At 46.1% G+C, this 25,937-nt stretch carries 21 protein-coding genes; 8 read left to right on the forward strand and 13 right to left on the reverse strand.

The window, feature by feature from the left end:
- Positions 1-35 precede the first annotated feature (35 nt).
- Both AB4111_RS15560 and ftsW read left to right on the forward strand, forming a co-directional pair.
- Complete coding sequence (locus AB4111_RS15560; RefSeq protein WP_105410384.1) at positions 36-383, forward strand: YugN family protein; 348 nt, start codon at positions 36-38, stop codon at positions 381-383.
- 13 nt (positions 384-396) lie between these two features.
- Entirely contained in the window at positions 397-1,686 is a 1,290-nt protein-coding gene (ftsW, locus tag AB4111_RS15565; RefSeq protein ID WP_442032278.1) for a putative lipid II flippase FtsW, read from the forward strand.
- 127 nt (positions 1,687-1,813) lie between these two features.
- Here the strand turns inward: ftsW and AB4111_RS15570 are convergent, their stop codons facing one another.
- Positions 1,814-2,176, reverse strand: coding sequence for an Asp23/Gls24 family envelope stress response protein (locus AB4111_RS15570; protein ID WP_017687428.1), 363 nt, complete (start codon positions 2,174-2,176; stop codon positions 1,814-1,816).
- 183 nt (positions 2,177-2,359) lie between these two features.
- On the opposite strand from AB4111_RS15570, the gene cax reads away from it, so the two are divergent.
- On the forward strand, positions 2,360-3,430 hold the full coding sequence (gene cax, locus AB4111_RS15575) for a calcium/proton exchanger (RefSeq protein WP_253439098.1): 1,071 nt from the start codon (positions 2,360-2,362) through the stop codon (positions 3,428-3,430).
- 184 nt (positions 3,431-3,614) lie between these two features.
- On the opposite strand, the gene AB4111_RS15580 is transcribed toward cax, so the two are convergent.
- The 5 genes from AB4111_RS15580 to AB4111_RS15600 form a co-directional block, all read right to left on the reverse strand.
- Positions 3,615-3,908, reverse strand: coding sequence for a YlaN family protein (locus tag AB4111_RS15580; RefSeq protein WP_017687426.1), 294 nt, complete (start codon positions 3,906-3,908; stop codon positions 3,615-3,617).
- Positions 3,909-4,133: 225 nt separating this feature from the next.
- On the reverse strand, positions 4,134-4,379 hold the full coding sequence (locus AB4111_RS15585) for an HPr family phosphocarrier protein (protein WP_036614658.1): 246 nt from the start codon (positions 4,377-4,379) through the stop codon (positions 4,134-4,136).
- Positions 4,380-4,475: 96 nt separating this feature from the next.
- Positions 4,476-5,591 (reverse strand): aminopeptidase, encoded by a 1,116-nt coding sequence (locus AB4111_RS15590; RefSeq protein WP_442032279.1) that lies wholly within the window; start codon positions 5,589-5,591, stop codon positions 4,476-4,478.
- A 111-nt stretch (positions 5,592-5,702) separates the two neighbouring features.
- A complete protein-coding gene (locus AB4111_RS15595; RefSeq protein ID WP_442032280.1) occupies positions 5,703-6,593 on the reverse strand; it encodes a hypothetical protein in 891 nt (296 codons plus the stop codon).
- 101 nt (positions 6,594-6,694) lie between these two features.
- A complete protein-coding gene (locus AB4111_RS15600; protein WP_442032281.1) occupies positions 6,695-8,686 on the reverse strand; it encodes a sensor domain-containing diguanylate cyclase in 1,992 nt (663 codons plus the stop codon).
- A 465-nt stretch (positions 8,687-9,151) separates the two neighbouring features.
- Here AB4111_RS15600 and rpsD point away from each other — a divergent pair, with 465 nt between their 5' ends.
- The 3 genes from rpsD (at position 9,152) to AB4111_RS15615 (ending at position 15,372) form a co-directional block, all read left to right on the forward strand.
- Positions 9,152-9,751, forward strand: a complete 600-nt coding sequence (gene rpsD, locus AB4111_RS15605; RefSeq protein ID WP_062835377.1) for a 30S ribosomal protein S4 — start codon at positions 9,152-9,154, stop codon at positions 9,749-9,751.
- 187 nt (positions 9,752-9,938) lie between these two features.
- Complete coding sequence (locus AB4111_RS15610) at positions 9,939-12,044, forward strand: methyl-accepting chemotaxis protein (RefSeq protein WP_442032282.1); 2,106 nt, start codon at positions 9,939-9,941, stop codon at positions 12,042-12,044.
- 229 nt (positions 12,045-12,273) lie between these two features.
- A complete protein-coding gene (locus tag AB4111_RS15615; protein WP_442032283.1) occupies positions 12,274-15,372 on the forward strand; it encodes a transglycosylase domain-containing protein in 3,099 nt (1,032 codons plus the stop codon).
- Between the two features lie 175 nt (positions 15,373-15,547).
- Here the strand turns inward: AB4111_RS15615 and acsA are convergent, their stop codons facing one another.
- A complete protein-coding gene (gene acsA / locus AB4111_RS15620) occupies positions 15,548-17,272 on the reverse strand; it encodes an acetate--CoA ligase (RefSeq protein ID WP_442032284.1) in 1,725 nt (574 codons plus the stop codon).
- A gap of 455 nt (positions 17,273-17,727) precedes the next feature.
- On the opposite strand from acsA, the gene AB4111_RS15625 reads away from it, so the two are divergent.
- Positions 17,728-18,360 carry a GNAT family N-acetyltransferase gene (locus AB4111_RS15625; RefSeq protein WP_442032285.1) on the forward strand — a complete coding sequence of 211 codons (633 nt, stop codon included), beginning with the start codon at positions 17,728-17,730 and terminating at the stop codon, positions 18,358-18,360.
- Positions 18,361-18,469: 109 nt separating this feature from the next.
- Here AB4111_RS15625 and AB4111_RS15630 read toward each other — a convergent pair whose 3' ends face one another.
- The 4 genes from AB4111_RS15630 to AB4111_RS15645 form a co-directional block, all read right to left on the reverse strand.
- Complete coding sequence (locus tag AB4111_RS15630; protein WP_442032286.1) at positions 18,470-19,165, reverse strand: 5'-methylthioadenosine/adenosylhomocysteine nucleosidase; 696 nt, start codon at positions 19,163-19,165, stop codon at positions 18,470-18,472.
- A gap of 120 nt (positions 19,166-19,285) precedes the next feature.
- The gene (gene ccpA / locus AB4111_RS15635) at positions 19,286-20,299 is read right to left on the reverse strand and encodes a catabolite control protein A (protein ID WP_036614690.1); all 1,014 of its coding nucleotides are present in this window, start codon (positions 20,297-20,299) and stop codon (positions 19,286-19,288) included.
- A 92-nt stretch (positions 20,300-20,391) separates the two neighbouring features.
- Positions 20,392-20,739: a bacillithiol system redox-active protein YtxJ gene (gene ytxJ, locus AB4111_RS15640; protein ID WP_442032287.1), complete on the reverse strand. Its 348-nt coding sequence runs from the start codon at positions 20,737-20,739 to the stop codon at positions 20,392-20,394.
- Between the two features lie 122 nt (positions 20,740-20,861).
- Positions 20,862-21,275 (reverse strand): hypothetical protein, encoded by a 414-nt coding sequence (locus AB4111_RS15645; RefSeq protein WP_442032288.1) that lies wholly within the window; start codon positions 21,273-21,275, stop codon positions 20,862-20,864.
- Positions 21,276-21,551: 276 nt separating this feature from the next.
- Here AB4111_RS15645 and AB4111_RS15650 point away from each other — a divergent pair, with 276 nt between their 5' ends.
- Positions 21,552-22,076, forward strand: a complete 525-nt coding sequence (locus tag AB4111_RS15650; protein WP_442032289.1) for a type 1 glutamine amidotransferase domain-containing protein — start codon at positions 21,552-21,554, stop codon at positions 22,074-22,076.
- Positions 22,077-22,196: 120 nt separating this feature from the next.
- Here the strand turns inward: AB4111_RS15650 and ptsP are convergent, their stop codons facing one another.
- Both ptsP and AB4111_RS15660 read right to left on the reverse strand, forming a co-directional pair.
- Complete coding sequence (gene ptsP, locus AB4111_RS15655; RefSeq protein ID WP_253439131.1) at positions 22,197-23,957, reverse strand: phosphoenolpyruvate--protein phosphotransferase; 1,761 nt, start codon at positions 23,955-23,957, stop codon at positions 22,197-22,199.
- On the reverse strand, positions 23,954-25,834 hold the full coding sequence (locus AB4111_RS15660; protein ID WP_442032290.1) for a glucose PTS transporter subunit IIA: 1,881 nt from the start codon (positions 25,832-25,834) through the stop codon (positions 23,954-23,956). Before AB4111_RS15660 ends, ptsP begins: the two co-directional genes overlap by 4 nt.
- Positions 25,835-25,937 lie beyond the last annotated feature (103 nt).

Genomic DNA, 25,937 nt, shown 5'->3' on the forward strand with positions numbered 1-25,937 from the left:
TATACTCGGAAGCTTATGAGGAGGATCAAACGCTTATGATTTTTGAGAATACAGGCTTGGATGGCTTGAAGAGCGACTTGGCATACCTGGATGAGAGCGCCGAGAAAGTCGGATTTGTCCGGTGGCAATGGGAATATTACCGTGCTACATACGACTACAAAATTGAAGATGAACAAACCAAATCAGAATACTTTGTACGCATTAATACCCGCGCAGTGGAAGGCAAATTGGAAAAACCGGATACCGTTCTTGCTGTTGAAGCAGTGTACCTCGGCAAAGCCACCTTCCCTCACGGCCTGGACTATGACTCTTCCGTTCCGCAACCAGTCGTGAAGCTGGCAGCCCAAAAATTACAGCAGCTTAAAGAACTGCTGGAAGCATAGGCTGGGCCAAACGATGAAACAACAAACGGCCCAAACGAAAACGAAGAGAGGCACGCCGGATTTTCAACTGCTAATCCTCACTTTATTGTTGGTGGGCTTCGGACTGGTGATGGTATTCAGCTCCAGTTCCAGCATTGCAATCGCAAGCGACAGATTTAACAATGATGCCCTTTACTTCACGAAAAAACAACTTATGTGGGCGATTATCGGTCTATTTGGCATGTTCTTTGCCATGAATATCCGCTTCAACAAGTACAAAAAGCTCTATGCACCCTTTTTCCTGATCACTACGGTCATGCTGGTGATTGTTTTGATCTCAGGCGCAGTATTGAACGGTGCACGAAGCTGGATTCACATTTTCGGCTTCAGTCTTCAGCCTGCAGAGTTCGCAAAAATTGCTATCATTCTATATCTCTCTGCTCTGATCACCAAAAAAGGTGAGAAATTCAGAGTTTTCAAGACAGGGTATTTTCCCGTCTTGTTCATCGTTGGATTCATCGCAGGACTGATCATGCTGCAACCAGACTTTGGTACCACCTTCATTCTAGTATCCACTTGTGGTCTCTTGATCTATGCCGGTGGAGCCAGTATGAAACATATTCTGGGTTCGATTCTCTTGGTTGCACTCGGTGGAGCACTGGCGTTCGGAGCGAATTCCCTATTTTCTTCCATGTCTCCCTCCGACACGACGACCGCTACAACAGCAGTCACTGCGGAGCAGAACTACAAGATCGGACGTATCCAAGCTTTTCTGGATCCATTATCCGATATTAATGGTGGAAGTCTTAACCTCTACCGTTCCCTTGTTGCCATTGGTGATGGCGGCATGACAGGTTCCGGGATTGGACAAGGTACGATGAAACTGCACTATCTGCCAAATGCGTATAATGACTTTATTTTCTCCGTGATTGGTGAAGAACTTGGGTTCATCGGAAGTACATTATTCCTGCTCGTTTACCTGTACTTCATCTGGCGAGGAATTATTGTCTCTCTACGCTGTCCCGATCCATTCGGAACATTGGTCGGCATAGGCATCATGGGACTAATCGCGATTCAGGCATTTATCAACATCGGTGGTGTAACTCAGACCATTCCGGTGACGGGCGTTACGCTTCCGTTTATCAGTTATGGGGGTACCTCACTCTTTGTGATGATGGTTGCCATGGGCATTCTGCTCAGTATCTCGCGCACCAACAATCTGGACGTGATCAAGGAAGAGAAAACCAAATCCGTGACTGTACAGACACAGACTCGTACCTCTCCTGCTCTTCGTTCGCGGGAGTCCATCCGTCGGATTCGATAAAAAACAGTACACAAAAAAGCTGCGCACCTAATGGATGCGCAGCCTTTTTGTGTACTCGTTACAGTTCTGTCTATCAAGATGAAGAACAGGTCAATGTAGCCCTGTCCTCCATTGCGGATTGCGATGTCTACAGATCGTCGCCTTTGAAAGATACGCCTTCTACCTTTACATTGACTTCAACCACGCGTAATCCGGTCATGGTCTCTACCGCTTCTCTTACATTCTGCTGAAGCATACGGGAAACTTCATGAATCGGGGTTTCGTACAGGACGATGATGCGCAGGTCAATGGCTGCTTCCAGCTGGCCGACCTCAACGCTCACGCCTTTCTGTACGTTTTTACCGCTGAGTCGCTTCGCCCAGCCCTCTGACAAACCTCCAGACATTGCGGCAATTCCGGGCGTTTCCATTGCAGCCATTCCGGCAATTTTCGCAACCACGTCATCGGCAATCCGGATGTTTCCGCTCTCCAGTTGAAGTTGTTCTGCCATGCCACATCCTCCTTCACTTCGTTACTCGTATTTTAAATCCTTTCCACCCCAAAAAGCAAATTAAACTCAAAAAGATGCGTTTACAACCTACCACCATTTGGTTATATTGAAATATGAAAATAATCTCATAAGCGATTTACAATGCAATTCAAAACAAAATAATTTATAACCGAGGTGTTTGTTGTGAGAAACCGGATTTCATCCATTTTGCTGATTGCGTTCTTTGCACTCAGTGCCATCGCCCACTTCTTGAAATGGGATTCGATTCTACAGTTCGTGATATCAGCCATTTCGGTTATTTTTGTGGCCGGTTTTTTAGGCAAAGCCACCGAAAATGTTGCCCACTATGCCGGACAGCGGCTGGGTGGATTCTTGAACGCGACCTTCGGCAATGCCGCCGAATTGATTATTGCCATTTTCCTCGTTAAAGAGGGACTGTTCGACATGGTCAAAGCAAGTCTGACAGGATCCATCATCGGAAATCTGCTGTTAGTGCTTGGGTTAAGTATTTTTGCCGGGGGACTCAAGTTCAAAATTCAGAATTATAATGTTTCTCTCGCAGGTCTGAATGGATCCCTGATGATTGTTGCCATCATTGCCCTGTTTATTCCGGCAGTCTTTCTCAATACACATTCCATTACACAGAAAGACACCAATACACTTAGTCTCATCGTAGCCGGATTGCTCATTCTCGCATATATTGCCTGGTTATTATTCTCCATGGTGACGCATAAGAACTACCTTGCAGACGTCACTGAGGATCGCGATGAAGAGCTCCCGCATGAACATGCTCCGGCATGGTCCAAGAAAAAATCTATTCTCTACCTGGTGCTCGCAACGGTCATGGTTGCCTTCGTCAGTGAATGGCTGGTGGGCACGCTCGAAGTCTTCACTTCGGAATTTGGACTTAGCGAACTGTTTGTCGGTGCATTCCTTGTGGCCATCATCGGTAATGCGGCCGAACACAGTGCAGCCATCATGCTTGCCATGAAAAATAAAATTGGAGCCGCCGTCGAGATTGCGGTCGGCAGCAGCTTACAGATCGCACTTTTCGTAGCTCCTGTACTGATTTTTGTCAGCTACTTCACAGGCAGAACCATGGATATCGTATTTACAACAATTGAACTGGTCGCCATCGGCGTATCCGTATTTATTGCCAAGTCCATTACCCAAGATGGTTCAACGAATTGGTATGAAGGTTTACTCCTGCTCGTGGTGTATATCATACTCGGTGTATCCTTCTTCCTGGTGTAACCAGGCCTCACGCATCCATCATTAAAATAAACAAGCCACAAGAGGCGGCCCAATGTACATTTGGAGCTGTCTCTTTGCTTGTATACGCCCTCCGGCTGGTTTGCATCCCCATTCTGTTCAGACGCACAAAAAAAGCATGCATAAACGCCTGCATGCCTTCTATTCTGACCCGCGCATTTGCAGGCTATTGCTCATTCTTCTTGTTCAAGGCTTCATATAGAATTGCCAAATTCCGCTCAAGCGCGCTAACCAGCTGCTTACCTGCACCTTCTGGAAGGAGCCCTGCACGAACAGCAAAATCAACTTCCTTGGAGAACCCATACATCTGTGTATCCAATACTTCCTCATAGAGAGGGCAGTAGCGGGTAGCCAGATTCTCCATCTGTACTTCAATAAGCTTCTGTATTTTATCTGCATCTTCTTGAAGAAGACTGATCGCTTTCAAATTCAGCTGGTCCTGCAGATCAGATGAAGTCATGCATTTTTCCCCCCTATGTCCCAAAAATCGCGTAAAGACGTTCTACCTCTAATATTAGACGAAATGAAGAGCTAATACAAGAACCTGACCAAAATAAGAACGCAAAGTTAAGCCTTCTGTTGAAGCTTAATCCTCCTGTTCCAATCCCGTCCAGATGAGTATTTGGGTCATTCCATGCCAAAAAACACCCCTGCCAAAAAAGGCAAAGGTGCTTCTTGATAGCTATTACTCAGATGCGATACTTACATTTAGTCCATGCTTGGCAAATACTTCTGACATGGCTGCTTTTGCTTCAACTGCATCTGGACCATGAACATGCAGTTCATAGCTGTGCGTGCTGATCAGCGTTGTAAACAATCCGAGAATACTTTTCACATCGATATACTTGTTCTCCGAATGAAGCACGATTGAAGAAGTAAACTTGCCTGCTGTTTGAGCAATTTCCACTACAGCCGCGTTATTACTCGACATAGGAATCCCTCCGTCTTTTTACGATTGGTATCATCTATTAATTACCACTACATGATACCGTGAATCCGCTTTCCTAGCAACAGCAAAATCCTGTTCCTAATTCAAACGGTCCGGATTCAGGCATTCCAGCTCAGGAATAACAAAGATACCGTCTTTACGAATCAGCACATCGTCAAAATAAATCTCCCCGCCGCCATAATCCGGACGCTGGATCAACACCAGATCCCAGTGGATGGACGAGCGATTGCCATTGTCTGTTTCTTCGTAAGCCTGACCTGGTGTAAAGTGTAAGCTGCCTGCGATTTTTTCATCGAACAGAATATCTTTCATCGGATGCAGAATGTGCGGGTTAAATCCAATCGCGAATTCACCGATATGACGAGCACCCTCATCCGAATTCAGGATTTCATTCAAACGCTCTGTATCGTTGCTTGTCGCTTCAATGATTTTTCCATTCTCGAATGTGAACTTGATATTTTCAAATGTCACTCCGTTATACAGCGTTGGTGTGTTATAACTAATCGTTCCGTTCACGGAATCACGCACAGGGGCGCTGTACACTTCGCCATCCGGAATATTCTTTTGCCCAGAACATTTCTCTGCACCGATATCTTTGATGGAGAAGCTCAGATCTGTTTCCGGTCCGGTGATACGAACTTTGTCCGTCCGCTTCATCAGGTTAGCGAGCGAGTCCTGCGCTTTGTCCATTTTGGCGTAATCCAGGTTACATACGTCGAAGTAGAAATCTTCAAACGCTTCTGTACTCGTATTGGCGAGTTGCGCCATACTTGCGTTAGGGTAACGAAGCACAACCCATTTCGTATGTTTGACACGTTGTTCACTATGTACCGGGTGGGAGTATAATGAATTGTACATTTTCATTTTTTCTTCCGGCACATCGGACAGATCATTCACATTTTCTCCCGCACGAATACCGATATAACAATCCATCTGCTTCATACGGTTCAGATCAATCTCTGCCCATGTTTTCATCATTTCTTCGGTCGCATTTTTCAGCATAGCACGCTGTACGGTCTTATCGGTCAACTGTACAAAGACGTTACCACCTTTTTTGCCTACCTCTTCAATAATGGCGTTAATCAGATCACGTTCTGATCCAATCATCTCAACCAATACATTTTCACCAGGCTGCACATCTACAGAATAGCCCACCAGGCTTGCTGCAAGCTTTTGAATTCTTGGGTCTTTCATCTTGGTAAAATCCTCCTGTCTTCTGCCATGCTTGAATTGAACAACGGTAAATTACGATACTATTGTAGCACGCGAACAGTCATCCCGTCAGCAGGCAGTCCCTCACTTCGTTTATTGATATGACTTGAAGTTTACATCGGTGACAAGGGCTTCTTTGTTACTTTTACGGTTGTTGTCCGTGTAACTCACCTGACTTTCAGAGGATAAACGAAGAGGCAGACTGCTCTTCCGATCTACGGTGAGATGATATACCGTCTGTACGTTAGCTTGTTCCATCATCTGTTGCATCGTTATTTCACCCTGTTTCCAAACTTTGTCCAGATCCTTCTCAAGCTTCTCTTTACGCGCTCCTTTCACCGTAGCTGCCTTATGCATATATTCTGCCCGAATGGCGTTCATTTCGTCGTTTAGCTGGGCTACAGCCCATGTTTTGGCATCTTCCGGTGCAAGTTCAATTCGTAATGTTCTGGTTCGACGACCGGCCCCATACTCGGATTGAATGGTTTTGTTCATCTTATCAATATTTTCCATTTGCGCAATTGGATTAAAGCGGGAAAGAGAACCACGTAGCGGCTCATGCTGCGCTGTCAATGCCATCCATTGCCCTTGTTTCCGCTCGAAAGAGGCGCTAAACCCACTGGGCTGTCCATTATTATTTACGGCAGTCGTATGAATGCCTGTGCCCGCAGCAGTTACTTCTCCAGGTAATCGGGTCTGAAGGGTCAGACGGTCATGATTCTCCAGCTTTCCTTCGAATTTGAACTGATTCTCGAACAGTCCACTGTTCTCCCGTCGAAGTCCTGCCTCTCCTTCAAAACTCAATGTTTCTTTTCCCGCTATCCCCGATAAAGCCAGGGAAAAAACCTCTTCAGGCGTTCGATCTCGCTGGATGAATCCACAACCCGGGACACCAATCATCAAGATGCTCACTAATAACCATAATGTACGTACTGAATGGCGGTTAAGCATGTCTATCTTCACCCTTCCATGAACTTTCTCCATAGATTGCCCCGCCCGTATACGCTTATACTTCCTTCTATAACACAACTTGATCTCTAATACATAAAAAAAGAGAACGACTCCGCAATTGGAATTGTTCTCTCTTAACGCGTTATATCCTGTTCCTCTACAACAATTCTGTTCCGACCACCATTCTTCGCGCTGTACAAAGCCATATCAGCCCGATAAAACAAGGACTCTACACTAACCTTCTCATCCATCCAATTCCACTCTGCGATGCCACTGGATACCGTGACGAGTGGTCTGGTCTCTTCTGCAACCCTCTTTCGAATCACTTCCGCATAATCTAGCGCCTGCCTTACACTCACCTGTGGCATATAGATCGCCAGTTCTTCTCCACCCCATCTGGCACAGACATCTTCCGGGCGAACAGAGCTGGTGACGATCTCACTCACTTGCTTCAATACTTGATCCCCCGTCTGGTGTCCGAATGTATCATTCACCTGTTTGAACTGATCAATATCCACCACAATGAGGGAGCCACAGAATTCATGAGCCTGTCTCTCGTGAATGACACTATCCAGATAATGCCTCACGTACAGACCTGTCAACATATCCAGATTAGCCAAGCGCCGAACCTCGGCATGCAGCGTGGCATTCGACAGGGCAAGCCCGATATGAATGGATAACATCTGCAAGAGCCGATAGTTATCATATGAAAAATAATGCTCTCTACTATGTCCGAGCAAAATGGCACCCTTCACTTCACCATTTACTCTGATCGGTGATGCAATCAGTGACACGGATCCCGTATCTTCCATGAAAAAAGAGGATACTTTATCATACTGCGCATAATTGGATATAATAAGCGGTTCCTCTGTTCGATACACCAAGCCTGCGATACCGTAGTCTACAGAGAATGATTGGTGAAAGACATCTTTCACGTTAGATGACATGACTTCAAAGTCATTCGTACTATCATTGAGTTGAAGAATACAACACGTTTCAGCCTGAAATATTTCCTTTAACTCTTGCTCGGATAATTGATAGATCTCCGAAAGATGCAGGCTCTTGTTCAAGCGCTGTGTTAGATCATTGATTAGACGAAGTTCCTGAATCAACATATTGGATTGTTCATGCAATTTGGCGTTCTCAAAGGCCGTGCCTGCGGTGTCTACCATCATCGTAATCAACTGCAGATCCGATTCTTCCATGAGCTCTTCATTCATTTCGATATGGAATACACCGTATATGCCTTGTTTTCCTTTCAAAGGAAGACCTACCTCTACGATGCGATTCTCGCCCTCATCTGAACGAGCAACGATCAGCTTGCCTTCCATAAACGAACGCACACATATATCGTCTCCTCGTTCGTGGACAAGCAGTGGTTGAATCCGCGGATTAAAGTTGCTCTGATCCTGAGACATATACAGTTTGATATACGTGGCCGGGTACAAATAGTCCATACTGTCAAATACCTCATCCAATATGGCGTCGACATCCATTTTGTCATGCATTCGCTGAACAATCTGAAAGAGGATAGACCTCCGGTGTTCCTCACGCGCTGTTTGTTCATGAGCATGTAACAGGTCCGTCATAAATATGTATTCAAATCTTCGGTAAAAGCAGGTGTGGTAATGCAATGCCTCAGATCGAACCACAGCTTCAGACGTTTCATATCGATTGGATTCATAGATCACAGCAGTGAATACGGCAAACATATCCTTGTTCGTTCTGGAGAATAAAGGGTGTGTTATCAGGAGATATTCTCCACGGTCGCTAGTCCCTCTGAGAGACAGGGCCTGTCTCTTATCCAAACATTCCAATACAAGCCTGCGTGCATCCAAGCCTGGATCAGCATCATGATTACGATCGTACCCTACACAATCGCCTTCCGTGTTCCATACGCTGTAAAAGGTTGATCTCCTGTCCAGGCCTGAATCTAATTTGGAGTTCCAGTCACTGTATGCCTGCTCTAGCAAGCTGCCCAAATATGAAAAATCAAAAGGTGTGATATCCATTTTTTGCATCCACAACACATGCTCTTCATGAGAACGAGGAGCGGCAACAGATGCGGAATCGCCCGAACTTCGTGAATTCAAGCTGGCAGGTAAACTTCTTAGATGTTCTAACATGTCAGGCGCTCCTTTGCACCGTTTTTGCATCCACCAGGATGCATTAATCTGCAGACGTTATCGCAAACCTGCAAATTCGTTGCGATAACCTTATTACATAAAGATGATTTAAAGTTAAGATACAATCTATTTTACTCTGTTTAAAGCTTTTTTGCATCCATATTTCAGAAAATTGTCCCATTATTTTAGGCCCAATGACCTATCGACAAATTTAGACGTTTTTTTGCTTTTATTCTACGCTTGACTTTGGTTCTCTTAAACTGTAATATAAATTGTTGATGAAGACTACTAATGGGTCTTTAAATTTGGGCATTACCGGTTGTGTCACCCTCATTCTTTTTGTTGCTTTCAGGACAGCGGCTGAACTTTCCTGATCGTTCTATGCGAGGCCAAGCCCGCATCAACAAATTGGAGCGCAAACAGAGCCCTAATATGAACTTTAACTAAAAAGGAGCTACTTTAAACATGGCACGTTACACTGGTCCTAAATTTAAATTGAGCCGTCGCCTCGGCATTTCCCTTAGCGGAACAGGCAAAGAATTGAAACGCCCTTTCCCTCCAGGTCAGCACGGAGCTAACCAACGCAGAAAAATGAGCAACTACGGTATGCAATTGCAAGAAAAACAAAAATTGCGCCACATGTACGGTTTGGGCGAGAAGCAATTCCGCACACTGTTCTCTAAAGCTCAAAAAATGCAAGGTATTGCCGGTGAGAACTTCATGTTCTTGCTTGAGTGCCGCCTTGACAACCTCGTTTACCGCCTTGGGTTTGCTAACTCCCGCGCTGGAGCGCGTCAGTTGGTAGCACACGGTCACGTAACTGTAAACGGCAAAAAAGTCGATATCGCTTCTTACCAAGTAAGCACTGGCGATGTAATCGGCTTGCGTGAGAAGAGCCGCGCTCTTTCTTCCGTTAAAGAAGCTTTGGAAGGCCGTTCGCATCTTCCAGCATACGTTGAATACAACGAAGCAGCTGTAGAAGGTAAATTCATCCGCTTGCCTGAGCGTGCTGAATTGTCCCAAGACATCGATGAAAAACAAATCGTCGAGTTCTACAACCGTTAATCGTTGCAATCACATTAAAGTTTCAATCCAAACAGCTGTCGAGATTTTCTCGGCAGCTGTTTTTCTATGCTTTTTTCTATTTATCTTCATTATAAGACCTTAATTAACGATATAAAATATAGACTCCCTTTAGGAGAAGCACACATCCATACGATCATCACAAGAGTTACATCGAGGGGGATTACACATGTATTTTTTTCGCAATCGCAAGCTCGCTGTTAAACTGGGGCTTTTACTCGGGATCGTATTACTCTGCTGTATTGGAGCCCTGATTGCATTTAACACCAAATCGATTTACGACAAAAGCCTGCAGTACGGCGAAACTGTTGCGGGACAAGCAGCAAATCGTGCTACGAACGAGTTCATGACAGACATGAATCAGGTCAAAAACACATTGGACACCATGAGTATCACGTTATTGGATGCCGCTAAGAACGGCTCACTCAATCGCGAGGAAGTTGTTAGGCTTCTTGAACAGTATCTGAAAAAGGATGAGAAAGTTTTTGGCTTTTATACGGGCTGGGAACCGAATGCCTTTGATGGAAACGATGCGAGTCACGTCAATAAAAATGATTATGATGATGCTACGGGTCGATTTGTTCCATACGCCATACGGGACGGTAACTCTCTGCATTTCGAGCCGCTCACTACCTATGAGGGAAACAGTGAAACCAGTACGTATTATCAGCTGCCCAAGAAAACCAAATCCATCTATTGGTCCGAGCCTGTTACCTACACGGTTGGCGGAAAAGAAACACTACTCGTTTCGATTGTCCTCCCTCTATTAGATGAAAACAAAAATTTTCTGGGCATTGTGGGGGCCGACTTTACCATTAATCGTTTTCAGCAAAATATAGCATCACTTAATCCGGATCAAGGGTATGCCATGCTTATTACTAGCGAAGGACAGATTGCTGCACATGGCTCAAAACCGGAACTGGCTAATGAAGGAGCCGTAATTCCATCTGATATGAAGACGGTCATTCAGCGTATACAATCTGGCGAGTCCCAGTTTTACGCTACAGACCCTGAAGTAGGGGAAGAACTGTTTATTGCCGAGCCCGCCAGGTTACAAGGAACGGATTCAAGCTGGTACCTTGTGTCGGCGCTGCCAAAGAGCCATATCCTTCAACCTTTCTATGACAGCTTGAACTGGTCCATACTGATTGCGGCACTGGCAGTACTTCTGCTTGCAGGTGTGGTTACCTACACTATCGTCTCCATTGTAAGGCAGTTGAATCAAGTCAATATTGTCGCTGGACAGCTCGCTGGCGGGGATTTGACACAAAAGTTACCTGTACGATCCAAAGATGAATTTGGCGTCATGGCGGGTCATATGAATCAGATGATGGATACACTGCGACATACCATATCGGTTATATCCGAACATGCTTTATCTGTCGGCTCCACTTCTCAACAATTGACCGCAGGTGCCGAAGAAACAGGTAAAGCAGCCGAACTGATTGCATTAACAGGAGTCGAAGTTGCAGATAAAGCAGGTAAACAGGTGCAGGAGCTGCAAGAGTCCTCCCGTTCCATGAATGAAATATCTGCAGGGATCGGAAGAATTGCAAAGGCCGCCTCCGATGTATCGGATTCATCGCGAGCTGTGGCTGAGCGAACAACTGTCGGAACCGATAAGATTCAGTCCGCTATGCGTATGGTCGATAGTGCCACCTCTTCTGTGCAGACATCCATGACCGCACTGGAGAATTTCCGTCAACGTTCTGAAGAGATTGGCCATATTACAGGCATGATCACGGAAGTTAGCCGTCAAACCAATCTGCTTGCCCTTAATGCTTCCATTGAAGCATCACGAGCAGGTGAACACGGGCGCGGCTTTGGTGTTGTTGCTTCCGAGATTCGTAATCTGGCTGAACAATCCAGAATATCAGCAGCGCAGATTGCAGCGTTGATTCATAGCGTTCAGCAAGAGGTCCTTTCTCTCGTTGAAAATATGGAACAAGGGAACTCCGAAGTTAGTCACATCGCAGAAGTCATTAATGAAAGTGGTGAACTATTCCTCTCCATTTCATCACAGATTTCAGATGTTAATGAGCAGATTGAGCATGTCTCAGCCATTGCGCAGCAGATGTCAGCTGGATCACAGCAGGTTGATGCCACGTTAGTGCAACTCAAAACCATTGGTCATGAGACAGCAGATCATGCAACTCGTGTTGCTTCTGCCTCTGAAGAACAACTCGCATCCATGGAAGAGATTACGGCGGCATCTGCTTCTCTGGCTAATCTTACCCAAGAACTATTAGAACTGATTCAACGTTTCAAAACCTGATAAAGAAGACCTCCCAAACGACACATCATTCAGGCCACCCTATGCACCTCAGCATGGAGGTGGCCTGCTTATTTTGGCTTACAACTCATGAAATGTGCTTCAATATCGCATGATATATAGCATAATGCATGGCAGAATGGCAAATTTCGACCATTACTTGTATTTCTCAGGCATGCAAACCCGCCTTTTTATGCTATAATAAGTGCTGTTAAAAGGAGGAAGACACTGAATGGTTGATGTTAATAAGAAAAAGCCCGATGAACAGCCTGTACGCAAGCGTAGCTTTGCCCGCAGACTGGGAAGTTTCGTCAGTTGGATGGTTGTCCTTGGATTTATGGGGGCACTATTTGTAGGCGGTGCTTTGATGGGATACGTCAGTTCCATTGTGAAAGACGAGCCTGTCCGTTCAAGGGCCCTGATTGAACAAAAAGTCAGCGAAAACTCCATCACAGGCTTTGCTTACTTTGCCGACGGCAGTCCGATCGGTCAATTACGTACGGAAGAAGACAGGCGTCCGGTCACTACGGACCAGATCCCACAAAAGGTTATTGATGCAGTCATTTCGATTGAAGACAATCATTTTTACGAACATAAAGGTGTAGACATGAGCGGAACACTACGTGCCGTGAAACAAAAAGTGCTGAAAGAATCAGTACAAACCGGCGGTAGTACACTGACTCAGCAATTAGCGCGTCGTGTGTTTTTGAATCTGGATCGCACGGAAGATCGAAAAGTGAAAGAAATCTTGCTCTCACTCCGACTCGAACGTTTCCTTACCAAGGACGAGATCATGACAGCCTATCTGAACAAAGTTCCTTTTGGTAATGGTTCCAGCGGATACAACGTTTACGGAATCAAAGCCGCCGCCAAAGGATTGTTCAATATTAACGATCTAGAAAAAATCAACATTGCTCAGGCGGCTTATCTTGCTGGATTGCCACAACTCCCCTCCTCTTACTCCGCTTTTAACGGTAAAGGTGATTTTGTAGAGGAAAATTTTGACCGCGCAATCAATCGTCAGCATCTGGTATTACGTCGTATGCTTGAACTGGGTAAAATCAATCAATCCCAGTATGATGAAGCTCTTGCTTTTGATATCAAAAGCTCACTCGCTCCGAAGACCATCAAGGCTTACAATACTTATCCATATCTTATGATGGAAACGGAACGACAAGCTGCACAGATTTTGATGAAACAGTTGAATTCCGACACAGCTGAATCTACAGACAAAGGTACGGATGCAGACACACCTCAGAAGGAAAGCAGCGCGTTATTAGAGGAAGCTCAGACGCAACTGCGGACAGGTGGATATCGCATTTACACGACCATCAACAAAAGTATCTACAAAACGATGCGTACCATTGCGGAAGATGACAGCAACTTCTCAGCAGATGATCCTGTCAAAGGAAAAGAACAAACTGCTGCCATGCTGATTAATCACAAAACCGGTGCTATTCTTGGCATGATTGAGGGACGCGATTTCCAGGATGAACAGATGAACTACGCAACGCAGATGATACGTCAGCCAGGTTCAACGATGAAACCAATAGCCGCTTATCTTCCTGCGCTAGATGAAGGTCTTGTTCAGCCTGCTTCAATTATTGATGACTCACCGATCATTTTGAAAAGTGGACCGAGCGGGTACCACATTGCAAAGAACGCTAACAACCGTTACCAAGGACTTGTTACGGCCCGCAGAGCACTGAATTACTCACTTAATATACCGGCTTTAAAATTGTTCAATGAAGAAGTCGGGATCGACAAAGCGTGGGCTTTCGCCAAGAAATTAGGAATCACCACTATTCAGAAGGAAGACTATCAGGCTCAGACCGGTGTTCTCGGAGGTCTCCAATACGGTGTAACCGTTGAAGAACTGACCAGTGCCTATGGTGCCATCGCCAATAATGGTGTATATAATGATTCCTACATGATTAGCAAAATTGTAGATTCCAAAGGCAACATCGTCTACAAACACGATACTGAACCTGTCCAGGCCTTCTCGGAGCAGACAGCATACCTGATGACCGATATGCTGCGGACCGTTATTACAGAGGGAACGGCAGATAAAGTACGTGAGAATTACAAATATTCGAAGAGTGTGCCAATTGTAGGTAAAACGGGTTCCACTCAAAACTATGCAGATGTCTGGTTTGAAGGCTATACACCAGATGTCACACTTGGCGTGTGGGTTGGATACAAACAGCCGGTGAATACGCTGGAAAGCAAATCACAGCGAAAACGTGCGCAGCAACTGTGGTCGAAAATCCTGAATGAAGTGATCGATACGCAAAAAGATCTGTTCGTCACGGATTCGTTCAAAAAACCATCTGGCATCGAAACGCGCACGGTATCGGCTTACAGCGGTAAGTTGCCAACATCCATGACTGACAAATTTGTTACGGATATTTTCAACAGCAAGTTTGTTCCGAAGGATAGCGATGATGGTGTCGCCAAAGCCAAATACATCACTTACAATGGTGTAAACTATATTCCGCGTGATGGAACACCTTCGGACATGTTGAAGGAAAAAACAGTAATCAAGCGTAAAAAGCCAATCTCGGATCTCATCAAAGAATTGCAAAATGCATTCTCACGTATGAGTCGACATGAGTCACTTGCTTATTACCTTCCTGAAGATGCTGATGCAGACATGCCAACACAGATTGATCCAAGAACAGATAATGGCAAAACTCCTGATGCACCAGGTAACGTACGAATCTCAACCTCGGGTGACAGAGCTGTCATTACATTCAATGCCACACCTGAAAATGATGTCGTGGGTTATCGTCTGTATCGTTCTGTAAACGGTGGAGGATTCCAGAACCAAGGTCAGGTTGTCCTTACCGGTGAATCCAGATCATTCTCTGCATATGCAGCTCAAGGCGGCAACTTCGCCTTCTATGTAACCGCAGTGGATGTTGCTGGCAGAGAGTCTTCTCCTAGCGCAACCGTAAATAGTGCTGGAAGTGTAGCTCCTCCTGTGGAAGAAGAGATTAATGAGCCGATTGAAGTTCCAGGTACAGTTGTTACTCCGGGAGAAACACAGACCGATAATACGACAACGACAGCCCCAGGCACACCGGGTCAAGTCAGCGTATCTGCCCTCTCTCAAGGACTGCGCATTCAATGGGCGTCAACTCCAGACGCAGATAGTTATGCTGTATTTTACAGTGAAACAGGCTCGGCTCCATACACCAAAATTGGAACGACAGCGGGAAATACCATGGATTATGGCGTACCCGCATCTACCAGTGGATGGTTCAAGGTATCTGCAAGCAACAGTGCGGGTGAATCCGAACCTTCCGCGGCCGTACATTTTCAACCCTGATTCAGGCATAGCGATCCAAAACAAGCCGCATCCTCAGACCGTATCTGAGGGTGCGGCTTTTTATTTGCACTTGTAGCAGCTAAAGAAGCCTGCTTTATGCTAATGGCATAAAGCAGGCTTTTACAACCGATTCTAATGGTAGAGTCACCGGATTTGGCTTCGTAGAGTATTAACGTTAGTCTTCAATGGTGGATAGATCTCCTGCTGGAAGATCAAGCTCCCAGGCTTTCAGCACACGGCGCATGATTTTGCCAGAACGTGTCTTAGGCAGTTTATCCTTAAACTCGATCTCACGTGGAGCAGCATGGGCAGACAAGCCCTCTTTGACAAAACGATAAATCTCTTCTTTCAGTTCCGGTGTCGCCTCATATCCTTCACGAAGCGCCACAAAGGCCTTGATGATCTCTCCACGTGTCACATCCGGCTTACCGATTACACCCGCCTCTGCTACCGCAGGATGCTCCACGAGCTTACTCTCCACCTCAAAGGGTCCAATGCGCTCGCCTGACGAATTAATCACATCATCAATCCGTCCCTGGAACCAGAAATATCCTTCTTCATCCATATAAGCAGAGTCACCGGATACATACCAGCCCGTAAGCCTGAAATACTCCTCGTATTTCGCAGGGTTATTCCAGATCTTCGCCATCATGGATGGCCAAGGTGCCCGTATGGCCAGATTACCCATACTGTACGGCGGCAATTCCTGCCCGCGATCATCAATAATGGCAGCTTCAATGCCAGGCAACGGACGTCCCATGGAGCCAGGCTTGATCGGCATTCCGGGATAGTTACAGATCAACTGTGCACCTGTTTCCGTCATCCACCATGTATCATGAATTCGCTGACCATAGGCTTTCCATCCCCAACGAACAACCTCCGGATTGAGCGGTTCACCGACAGACATGACATGACGCAGACTGCTCAGATCAAACTGGGCAATGGTCTCTTCTCCAGCTCCCATCAGCATACGGAAGGCCGTTGGTGCACTGTACCAGATCGTGACTTTGTTCTTCTGGATTGTGCTGTACCAATCTTGAGGACTGAAACGACCACCACGTATCACATTGGTCACTCCGTTGAGCCATGGAGCAAAGATACCGTAAGAAGTGCCTGTCACCCAACCAGGGTCAGCAGTGCACCAGTACACATCATCCTCACGTAAATCCAGAACAACCTTACCTGTATAATAGTGCTGAATCATCGCATTTTGAACATGGTACACCCCTTTGGGTTTACCGGTAGAGCCTGAGGTATAATGAATGAGCAAACCATCGTCACGATTCAACCACTCTACTTCCATCTCATCCGAAGCGGCAGACATCTCTGCATCAAAATCGATGAGTCCTTCTTCCGTCTGCACGCCCCCACCCACAATGAATATATGTTTGAGTTCGGGCAACTCGGAACGTTTGATGCGTTTCAGTAATTCCGGAGTTGTGACGAGTGCTACTGCTCCGCTATCCTCCAGCCGATCCTTCACTGCCGTTTCCATAAAAGCTTCGAATAAAGGGCCCGCGATGGCTCCAGCTTTCAATATACCCAGAAGACTGAAATACAGTTCAGGACTTCGAGGCATAAAAATAAACACCCGCTCTCCTTTGGCTATGCCATATTTGCGGAGAACGTTTCCGAACCGACTCGACTGTTCACTCAAGTCAGCAAAAGTATAGGCCTCTTCACGTGAAGCATCGCTATACAATAAAGCGGTTTTACCGCCCCTTCCTTCCAGTACATGACGATCAATCGCTTCATGCGCCATGTTTACTTTTCCGCTGGCGTGCCACGTAAAGTGCCGTTCCACCGATTCCCAATCGAACCGGCTTCTCGCCTCCGTGTAATCGCCCAGATTAGATTCAGACACAACCGTTTGCAGCATCTCACCATGTGCTTGACTCATGCTTGCCAGCCTCCTTCAACTCGACATTTCGATTCCCGTTAGGGGTTAATTCTCATTGCCTTTGTGTTGACTGAACTTCCAGTTAGCGCTTACATTAGTAGAGAGAACTTCTCATCATGTACTTGCTCGGCCAAACAGATGTTAACCATACTGTATTGAATTGTGAACATTTTTTGTCTACGCAATTATAGCAAATCTTTTCAATTGTCGTCTATGGCTTTTCAATTTTTTGGATTTTTGCTATAAATATGTGTTCAAGAAGATCGATTTTCAGTACCAAGAAGATGGGATGAAGCTAGAAATGGAGTAGCGGAGCGTAGGGAAAACTACGTGAGCAACGGACATTTCGGGTGAATGCCATATTCGATGCTGATGATGCCGATAGTCATCCTTCGTAATCAAAAGCGTTCCTTTGTGAACAACCTCTATAAGTAGGAGAGAGAGGAGCATGAACCATGGAACATATCAAAGAACATCATATGCGTTCCATCTTCAAGTCCGGCCACCGAATTACTGTTGAAGGACCCGTGCAGGCCGAGGAGATAACCCGTCTTGCCTTCCATTCGGATCTGGATGCTTTTCGCCGCCCAACGGAGCAGCAGGAAGCTCTGGCCGAGATCGCAGCATTGCCTGAAGGTCGAATTATCATTGCACACGAAAATGAAACGATTATCGGATATGTAACCTTTCACTATGCGGATGATTGTGAACGCTGGTCCGAGGGCAACATGACTGATCTGATTGAGCTTGGAGCAATCGAGGTTGCGGACGACTATCGCTCGCTTGGCATTGGACGTGAAATGTTGCTTACGGCTCTGGAAGATAAATACATGGAGAATTACATTATTTTCACCACAGAATATTATTGGCATTGGGATCTGAAGGGCAGCGGACTAAACGTATGGGATTATCGCAAAATGATGGAGAGGCTGATGCAAACGATTGACATGACTTGGTATGCAACGGACGACCCTGAAATATGTTCACATCCTGCGAACTGTTTGATGGTGCGTATCGGAAGTCAGGTGCCCATCACATCGGAAGAACAGTTTGATCGTGTACGCTTCCGCCATCGGTTCATGTATTAATTCGATGATCTGTTCGAAAAACGATATACATAACAAAAACCGCCTCTCGCAGCGTTGCTCCATACTTCATGGAACAGCTAATCGAAAGGCGGTTTTCTTGGTGCTGCCATTACATATTTTCTAACATATGTTCCACAATACGGTGTGAACGCTGGGAAGATTCCACGGTAAATTCAGCAAAATTGACATGCGCCGAACCATCCGCTTTATCTGACATCCCCCGCAGGACAACAAATGGTACACGATTCATGTAACAAACCTGGGCTACAGCTGCCCCTTCCATCTCAGCACATGCACCGTCCATTTCGGTATATAACATGTTAACGGTATCTTTATTCGCAATAAATTGGTCTCCTGATAATACTTTACCAATCAAATAATGGGCTCCCAGAGCTTTACACGCTTCTTCAGCCAGTGTAATAAGCGAAGCCTCGGCAGGGAATGCAGATGTCTCCTGGTAAGGAATAACCCCGCGTTCGAACCCCAGTGGCGTTACATCCATGTCGTGCTGCACACATACAGACGATATAACCATATCTCCAATGTTCAGTTCTGGGTTAACCGCACCCGCTACACCTGTAAAGATAATGCGATTAACCTGAAAACGATCAATCAAGATCTGTGTCGTAACCGCTGCATTTACTTTTCCTACGCCGGATTTGCACACGACAATTTGCTTGCCCAGCCACTCACCTGCAACGTATGTAATCCCGGTTTGTTTGACCGTCTCAAGCTGCTTCATACCTGCCAGCAAAAGCTCTACTTCCTCATCCATCGCTCCGATAATACCAATCGTTTCATGCATCTTCTGATACCTCCTGTTTTCACTTTTAACCTCATTCAGCACAAAAGCTCCGTCTCCGGAGCTTTCGCATATCCACTATGTAGAGAGAACGACTTCTCTCTGTCCTGTATATAATCCCGATTACACTACATCTGCATGACTTACAGACAGACGAAGAATCGTTTCATGCGGCAAAATAACCCGTGGATTCTCCACATTTTCCTTCTTCATCAGCTTGGTCAGCAAACGCATCGCAACTGCGCCAAGATCGTACATTGGCTGTGCCACTGTCGTCAACTGAGGACGCACCATGGAAGCCATACGGATGTTATCCACACTAATAATGGAGAAGTCATCCGGTACTTTCAGACCGTCATCCTGAATGCTGTGAATGGCACCAATGGCCATTTCATCTGTTGCAGCGAAGATAGCTGATGGTTTTTTCTTGAGTCCAAGGAAATATTTCATTGCTTCCACACCGGATTCATACCGATAGTTACCAATTCGAACAAGATCCTCTTGGTATTCAATACCCGCTGCTTCCAGTGCTTTTTTGTATCCTTGGAAACGGGCATATCCATTCGCCGGATCTTGCAGTGTACCACTGATCATCGCAATTTCCTTGTGTCCATGACGAATCAGGGTGTTTACCGCATCAAACGCAGCCGCTTCATGGTCAATATCCACCGAAGGGAATGTGCCCTTCTCATCACTCGTTGCACAAAGTACGATCGGCACAGCCGCAGACTGGAACGCCTGAATGTGTTCGTCCGTTACTGTTCCGCCCATGAAGAGCAATCCGTCTACTTGTTTTTCGAGCAACGTGTTAATTACACGAATTTCTTTTTCTTTCTTCTTATCTGCATTACACAAAATAATATTGTAGTGATACATATTCGCAATATCTTCAATTCCGCGGGCAATCTCCGCGAAGGTTGAGTTCGAAATATCCGGAATAACGACCCCGACCGTGGTTGTCTTCTTGCTTGCCAGACCTCTGGCTACCGCATTCGGACGATATCCCAACCGTTCGATGGCTTCATATACTTTTTTCCGCGTTTGCGGTTTAACATTAGGGTTATTATTAACTACCCGTGATACCGTTGCCATAGACACTCCAGCTTCACGTGCCACATCATAAATGGTTACCGTCACAGTACTTCTCTCCATTACCAGTAAATTTTCATACCATTTTCATTAAGATTTATATTACGACAAATTTTTGCATTAATCAATTAAAATAGGCTTTAGGACTCACTCAAAACTTTCGTAAGTGTAGCTCTAGTAATATCTGAATGGGAAGTATGCCATACAGGAATTCCCTTTTTAATCAGGATCGCCTGTGGAGATTCGTGCTTAACACCCAGCTTATTTGCTAGTTCATTCGATACTGGGCGATCTTCCACAACATAGATGATGCCATATTTCACTTGTTCATTGGCATTGTTAAGCAAATAATCGTTCATCTCCTGATATGCGTTCGAGCTGATCGGACAGCGCGTGCTGTGCTTAAACAGAAGCAAGGGTTGATCCTCGGTAGCCTCCACTGCGGAGTTTAGCTGTTCAATACTTGTCATTTTAGTCATGTCAGCCATTAGATATACATCCCCCTTTACCAGGAATACCGCTATGTTGAGCGTTTTCACTCTTCGATATCTTAACAAAAAGTGCGCGAAAAAGCCAATTTTCATGAAAACAAGCATTTTGCACGTCAAAATTAGACAGCATTCGAGAAATACTCCTGCCACACAAATCCGGATAACTGACTTAACCTGCGCTCCGTAGTCTCTATCCAAACTGCATCTCCAGACTTCGTTGCGTAACCCATGATGTCCAGCAACAGATTAATACGTTCCTCCACCGCTTGCTGCATCCGATATTGCATCTCCCGATCGGTCGCATCCGGCCAGGCCAGCAGTTGCTCATGAAACAGGTCTGCCAGTTCATTACGTTCACCAAAAGATACGTCTTGCTTCACGGGCTGTTCACCCAACGTACTTATACATTCTGTTAAGTCCGGCTTGACTGGCGGAAGCACTTCGTATGATACACAATCTGTACACGCAAATACGGGTACGTTTCGAATCTCCACTTTTTTGGCGTATACCACGGTTCTTAATTCCAACTCCATAACATGTCCACATCTGCACGACTTGCGCACACCCATCACCTCATTCGTTCTTTACTCTATATAAGTACCATTCGACCTATTTCGGCTCAAATCCTGCTCCAAAAGAAAGGTTGCACAAATTACCACTCCCTCCAGATGAAGGTTGTCGAATGCAGGTAATTACTGACTTGTAATCGCTTCCTCCAGACTGCTTATGCACAACCATGAAGTCCCTAGGAGAATCTGTTACAATTAAAGACGCAACAGTCCTAATTAACGCAAAAAGGAGAGATGAACATGAGATTAACCGGTAAAAAAGTCATCGCTCTGGTCGATGAAGAATTCGAGGATTTGGAATTGTGGTACCCTGTGCATCGTGTTCGTGAAGAAGGTGCAGAAGTGCATCTTGCTGGAGAGAAAAAAGGAAAAACCTATATTGGCAAATATGGTGTGCCTGCTGAAGCCGAATATAGTTTTGATGAACTGGACAGTTCAGATTACGATGGCATTCTCGTGCCAGGCGGCTGGGCGCCAGATAAGCTGCGTCGTTATCCCAAAGTACTGGAACTTGTGAAGGAAATGAATGCAGACCGAAAACCGATTGGACAGATCTGTCATGCGGGCTGGGTGCTGATCTCTGCCAAAATTCTGGAAGGGGTTACGGTAACCTCTACACCAGGCATTCGGGATGACATGGAAAATGCAGGTGCAATCTGGAAAGATGAAGCGGTTGTTGTTGATGGACATATCATCTCGGCACGTCGTCCGCCCGACCTTCCCCCTTATGGCAAGGCATTCTGTGATGCACTCGCTGACAAGTAAAAATAACCCCATTGTGCTCTCATGCACAGTGGGGTTATTTTATATAACAAGTTTTCCAATAATTAATTATCACAAATGTAAATATATTAACTTAAAGGTATTTATATCCATTTATCCCATTCAGGATGCATTCGAACCACTTTGTTCGTCTGGACTTCCCGTGGAGTCATTAAAAACTTGCAGTCGCTCCTCAATATCTCCGCTGGTCCGCAGGGCGAAGCACTTTCGGGCTTCTTCTTTGGCGTCCGATGCTGTTGTGTTCAACACTCTGTGCTTCACACGTAACAGGGATTGCGGGGACATACTCAAGTGGCGAATGCCAAGCTCCAGCCAAAGTGGAATGGCACGCTCGTCCCCTGCCATCTCCCCGCACACACTGACATCAATTCCGGCCGTATGCGCCGCATCGGCTGTGGCACGAAGCATCCGCAGAACAGCAGGATGATAAGGGTGATACATATGAGCGATCTGCTCATTCATTCGATCTACTGCCAGCACATATTGAACCAGATCGTTCGTTCCTATACTGAAGAAATCCGCTTCCTCCGCCAGCAGATCAGCAATCATCACCGCAGCAGGAACTTCAATCATAATCCCCACCTGAATGTGAGGGTCGTATGATAATCCCCGCTCGTCCAGATCGGACATCGCCTCACGAAGAATCTCATTGGCTTGTTGAAGCTCTTCCACCGAAGAGATCATCGGGTACATGATTTTGACATTGCCGGCAGCGCTGGCACGGAGAATGGCTGTAAGCTGTGTTTTGAACAGGTCCTTACGGTCCAGACTAATCCGAATGGCACGATAACCCAGAAACGGATTGTCTTCCTCCGGCAATTCAAAGTAATCCAGTTGCTTGTCACCACCGATATCCAGTGTACGAATGACAACGGATTGACCTGCCGTCTTCTCTGCCACAAGGCGGTACACCTCATACTGCTCCTGCTCACCAGGGAATGTAGCCCGGTCCATATACAAGAACTCTGTCCGGAACAATCCTACACCCTTGGCTCCATGTTTCAAAGCCAGATCCAGTTCTTTCACCGAACTGATATTGGAAGCGAGGTGTAATACGGCCCCGTCTTTGGTTACAGCATCCACCGTAGCAAGCACCTGAAGTTGTTCTTTTTTCTTCAGCTGTTTGCTGCGAAGCATGGTATACCGTTCAATTGTCTTGCGATCCGGGTCGGTAAATACCAAGCCGTTATCACCATCCACCACAAGCATATCACCAGTCTCTACCGGCATGCCAAGACTCGCTTCCAGACCGGAAACGAGAGGAATGCCAAGCGCGCGAGCCATTATTGCAGAATGTGATGTCTTCCCGCCAATCAAGGTTACAATGCCTAGGACATGGCTGGGATTCAGATGCGCTAATTGAGATGGCGATAGTTCTTTGGCAACAAGTACATAAGGCTGGGTATCTGAAGGGAGTGTAATCTCCGGTGCACCAAGCAGATGCTTGAGCAGACGATTACCCACATCCTTGATGTCAATGGCCCGCTCCTTCATATACTCGTCTTCCAGCAAGTCAAACATTGTGACAAAGTGGTCTATGGCTTCTTTGACTGCCACTTCTGCCGCCTTGTACTGACGCTCGATTATGCCGCGAATTTCGTTCATGAATACCGGATCTTCGAGGATTGCCAGATGTGCATCAAAAATACTGGACTCCTCCGGACCAACAACTTCCTTGAACTCATTTTTGATATATTCGATCTCATCCTTTGATGTCCGTATGCCCTCATACAGCCGTTCGAACTCTTGGGCGAGATCTACCGAATCCATCTTCTGATCCGGCAGATCCCATTCCCAACTGGGCAGGACAAATGCTTTGCCGATGGCTATGCCTGCAGCTCCGTTGATGCCTTGTATCTTCATTCTACCCCTCCAACGTTCCTGTCATAGAGCACCACGGACATGACGGATGCCTGACCTTTCTTAACTTGCTTAAATGGAGCAAAGCTCCATGATTTTACTCGATCGGGATTCGTAATTACCATTGGGGTTGTCAGTGACGCCGCTTGCTCGCGAAGTACCGCAAGATCAAACTTGATCAACAACTGCCCTGGCTCCACCGTATCGCCCTCCTGAACAAAAGCTTCAAAATGGCCTTTCAACTGAGAGGTATCGATGCCGATATGCAGTAACACCTCAAGTCCCTCCCGAGTGGAAATCCCCAAAGCATGCATGGTCGGGTACAAGTGCATAATTGTTCCATACACCGGGGATACCAACTCTCCGCGTTCTGGAACAAAAGCTACTCCATCCCCAACAAGCTTGGCTGCAAAGATCTGATCCGGCACCTCTTCAATGGGTAACATTTTTCCCTGAACGGGAGCACAGAACAGAACCTGTTGCAGATCTCTTTCCAGCAGTTTCGCGATCTCTTCCCGAATCAATTCTGAATAGGTACCGAATACCACCTGTACGTTACCGCCACCCAGCTTGATCAGTCCGGCGGACCCCATACTCTTCATGGCACCCGTGTCGATCAGGCGGTCATCATGCACGGTCAGGCGAAGACGTGTAATACACGCTTCAACCTGTACAATGTTACTCTTTCCACCCAATGCTTCAAGGATTAAAGGTGCCTGATAAGGAATGTTACCTACCCAATCTTCCAGCATGGAGCCCTCTTCACGTCCTGGCGTTGGAATCTTGAACGTACGAATCGCCCATCGGAACAGGAAGTAATAAACCAGCCCATATAGTATGCCAATCGGAATGAGCTTCCAAGCATTCTCCGATAGATGGAAATTGAGTATGTAATCAATAATACCTGCGGAGTATGAAAATCCATGCCGGATATCGAGCCAGTAACTGATCCACATGGCAACGCCGGACATCACTGCATGCACGATGAACAGATAAGGTGCTGCGAACAAAAAAGCAAACTCAATCTGTTCCGATACCCCGGTTAGAAAACAAACGAGTGCCGATGTCAGAAAAGTTTTCTTGATTTTCGGTTTCAGATCTTCCCTGGCTTCCTGAATAATAGCAAAGGCTATCGCCGGAATGGCAAACATCATGATGGGAAACAAACCCGCCATAAAGAATCCTGCGGTGGAGTCTCCTGCAAAAAATCGGGGCAAATCCCCTTGCACAATGTTACCATCAGGCGTTTCGAACGTTCCTAACTGGAACCAAAATACATTGTTAAGCAGATGATGAAGTCCAAAAGCGACCAGCACCCTGTATAACACCCCATAGATGAACAATCCAAAACCGCCGAGACTGTATTCCCACGTGGCAATGGCGTTCAATCCATGCTGTAAAATCGGAGCGAGCCATAACATAAAGCAGGAGAACAATGCCGAACAGAGTCCGACTATGAGCAAAACAAACCTTGAACCCCCGAAAAATTGCAAAATTTCAGGTAGTTTAATGCTTTTAAACCGATTATGCATCCCACCGGCAAGCGCGCCGAGTATGATTCCGATTAAGGAAGCAGGCTGAACAGTGCCATCACTGAAGTTGCGAGTCACCTGATCATATATCACGATACCAGCCAGCGCGGCGAGTCCCGCTTGTCCGGCCTGGTTGGAGAGTCCCAGTGCAACACCGACAGCGAACAAATACGGCAAGAAATAAAAAATGCCGTGTCCGGCCACGGTAGACACTTCACCGACAACACTTAATCCCCAGGCGTCCCAAGGCAGACTGCCAACACTGAGCAAAATTGCGGCGGCGGGCAGGACCATTGTAGGCAGCATTACCGCTCTTCCGAGCTGCTGCAAGGATCCGAGCCAATTCATGGCGACCTCTCCTTTCTATCCTAGATGGTAAGCTTTGCGCAACGTTTTGTCAAAGCAAAACAGTAACCCATTGGTCATTTTATAAAGCAAAAATAGAACAGAA

The organism is Paenibacillus sp. 2KB_22 (assembly GCF_052115745.1).
GTDB lineage: Bacteria > Bacillota > Bacilli > Paenibacillales > Paenibacillaceae > Paenibacillus.